Source organism: Catenulispora pinistramenti (assembly GCF_018274385.1).
In the GTDB taxonomy this organism is placed as follows: Bacteria; Actinomycetota; Actinomycetes; order Streptomycetales; family Catenulisporaceae; genus Catenulispora; species Catenulispora pinistramenti.
In genome coordinates, this window is record NZ_JAAFYZ010000438.1 from 1 (window position 1) to 2,761 (window position 2,761).

The 2,761-nt window shown below is 68.7% G+C and carries 2 protein-coding genes; one reads left to right on the plus strand and one right to left on the minus strand.

The features are described 5' to 3' along the window. Window positions 1–339 precede the first annotated feature (339 nt). The gene (locus KGQ19_RS48240; RefSeq protein WP_212022309.1) at window positions 340–1,779 is read right to left on the minus strand and encodes an aminopeptidase P family protein; all 1,440 of its coding nucleotides are present in this window, start codon (window positions 1,777–1,779) and stop codon (window positions 340–342) included. Window positions 1,780–2,149: 370 nt separating this feature from the next. Between KGQ19_RS48240 and KGQ19_RS48245 the strand changes: the two genes are divergently transcribed. Beyond that, the gene (locus tag KGQ19_RS48245) at window positions 2,150–2,653 is read left to right on the plus strand and encodes a SigE family RNA polymerase sigma factor (protein WP_212022312.1); all 504 of its coding nucleotides are present in this window, start codon (window positions 2,150–2,152) and stop codon (window positions 2,651–2,653) included. Window positions 2,654–2,761: the final 108 nt, after the last annotated feature.

The following is a 2,761-nucleotide window of genomic DNA, read 5'->3' on the forward strand; positions in this document are numbered from 1 at the left end:
GCAGGTAACCGGGCCGCAGCCGGGGCCGGGGCGGGCAACCGGGCCGCAGGCTGGCCTACGAGGTCAACTGGGCCGTAGCCGGGATGCAACTGGCGGGCGAGGCGGCCGCCCAAGCGAAGTCGGGCGGCCGCGCGTCTAGCCGACGTCCGCGTAGCCAGGCGAAGCGGGGCCGACGCTCGCGTACCCGCGCTCACCGCTCGGCTGGCCCGATGCCCGATGCCCGATGCGTGATGCGTGATGCGTGATGCGCGATGGTCAGCGGTCAGCGGTCGATGCCCGGCGCCCGATGTCCCGCCTGTGCCCGCCGCCCAGCGCATCGCCCGGTCCGCGTCCGCCGGCTTACCCAGCCTGCGCAGCCATCCATGCCTCGACCTCGTCGGCCTCGCGTGGGAGTGCTGCGGACATCAGTAGTGAGCCCTCTTCGGTGATCACCAGGTCGTCCTCGATGCGGATGCCGATGCCGCGGAGTTCTGGGGGGAGGGTTAGGTCGTCGGGTTGGAGGTAGAGGCCTGGTTCTACGGTGAGGACGTTGCCGGTTGTCAGGGTGCCTTCTACGTATTCGTTGGCGCGGGCTTTGGCGCAGTCGTGGACGTCGAGGCCCAGCATGTGGCCGCTGCCGCAGAGGGTGTAGCGGCGGTAGATGCCGATGGTGGGGTCCATTGCTTCTTCGAGGGAGACCTTGAGGATTCCCATGTCGATGAGGCCGGTGGCGATGGTGCGCATGGCGGCCCAGTGGAAGTCGCGGAATTTGGCTCCGGGGCGGAGGGTGGCGATGCCGGCGTTTTGGGCTTGGAGGACCAGGTTGTAGAGGTCTCGTTGGAGGGGGGTGAAGGTGCCGGAGATGGGGAGGGTGCGGGTGATGTCGGCTGTGTAGAGGCTGTCTACTTCGACTCCGGCGTCTAGGAGGAGGAGGTCGCCGGGGTTCAGGGTGCCGTTGTTGGCTGTCCAGTGCAGGACGCAGGCGTGGGCGCCGCCGCCGACGATGGTGTTGTAGCCCACGTCGTTGCCTTCGATGCGGGCGCGGGTGTTGAAGGCGCCTTCGACCCAGCGTTCGCCGCGTGGGCGGCCGGCGACTGTGGGCAGGATGCGTGCGACGTCCTGGAAGCCGAGGGTGGTGGCGTCTACTGCGGCCTGGAGTTGGTCGAGTTCCCAGGAGTCCTTCACCAGGCGGAGTTCGGAGAGGTAGGCGGTGAACTCGGCGTCGGCTTCGGGGCGGGCGGTGACCAGGGTGTCGACTCGGGGGTCGGAGTCGCGCAGGACGCGGGTCGGGATCGCGGCGCCGGAGAGCTTGTCGGACAGGCGGTTCAGGTTCTCGGTGGTGATTCCGTACAGCTCCGCGCTTTCGCTCAGGGAGGGGCGGCGGCCTTCCCACATCTCGCCGAGGCGGCGGTCGCGGAACGCTTCGCCGTTGTCGCGGGAGGAACGGTCGTGGGCGAACAGGATCGCGTCGTGGCCGGAGCCGTTGGGTTCGAAGACCAGCACCGCCTCCAGCAGTTGGCTGCCGGTCAGGTGGGCGAAGGCACTGTGCGGGCGGTAGTGCCAGTAGGTGTCGTTGCTGCGCAGCTTCTCCACGCCGGCCGGGACGATCAGGCGCTCGCCCGGAAAGCGGGCCGAGACCGCCTCGCGTCGGCGCCCGGTCCACCGGGAGGCGGGTACCGGGTCCAGGTCGGGGAGCGGGGACGGGGCCCACTGCGTGGCCATGAACGCCGCCAGGGCGTCGGTGACCGGCAGGTCGTGGCTGCCGGTGGCGAACTTCGACAGGTTCGGGTCGCTGGACACTGCGGCTCCCTGGGGGTGCGAAGGGCTGGAACGTACGGTGCGTGGGCGGCGCGGGGGTGGTGTGTCGACGGTGTGTTGACGGCGTCTCCCCGGGCCGCACTGTGCAATGTTACATTCCACGGACGGCTGCGGTAACCAGGTGCGGCGGAGTGAGGAGGTGCGCTGAAGAGCTGGATTGAAGAGCTGCGCTGAAGAGACGGGCCGAAGAACCGGACTGTCGCGGAAACTGGAGTAGCGGCGCCGGAGGAACTGGGCCGGCGTGCAAACCGGCGCGTGGTCCGAAGAACCGCGGGGCCGCGTGAGTCGTCTGGTGAGTGTGAATGACGACACTGGTACGAGACCGGCGTCGGCGGCTCGGGACCCGGGGGATGTGGACGCCGACTTCACTGACTTCGTCACGGCGCAGGGGGCCCGGTTGTTGCGCCTGGCGGAGCTGATGACCGGTGATCCGCATCGGGCTGCGGATTTGACGCAGACCGCGTTGGAGCGTGCCTATCTGCGCTGGCATCGCATCGAGTCCGATGACCCGCTGGCCTATGTGCGGCGCATCATCGTCAACTCCTATCGCGATTGGTGGCGTCTGCGTCGCAACCGTGAGTGGAGTACGGATGTGGTGCCGGAGCGGCCCGATCCCTGGGATGTCGCGGAGCGTCAGGCGCAGCAGGACTTGGTGCGCGGTGCGCTCAGGACCCTGACTCGCCGGGAGCGCCAGGTCGTCGTGCTGCGGTTTTATGCGGACCTGAGTGAGGCGGCGATCGCTGCGGAGTTGCGGATCGCGCCGGGAACGGTCAAGAGCTGTCTGTCGCGCGCCTTGGGGCGGCTGCGGGCATATCCGGAGTTCGCCACGCGCGGCGAATCCGTGGGACACAAATAGAAAGGGGATGTGGGACATGGACGAGGACCAGGATGTCGGTGCCTTGGGGCCCGAGGGTGTGAAGGGGGGCGGAGGCTTCGAGGAGCGGGTCAGGGACCTGCTTCAGGG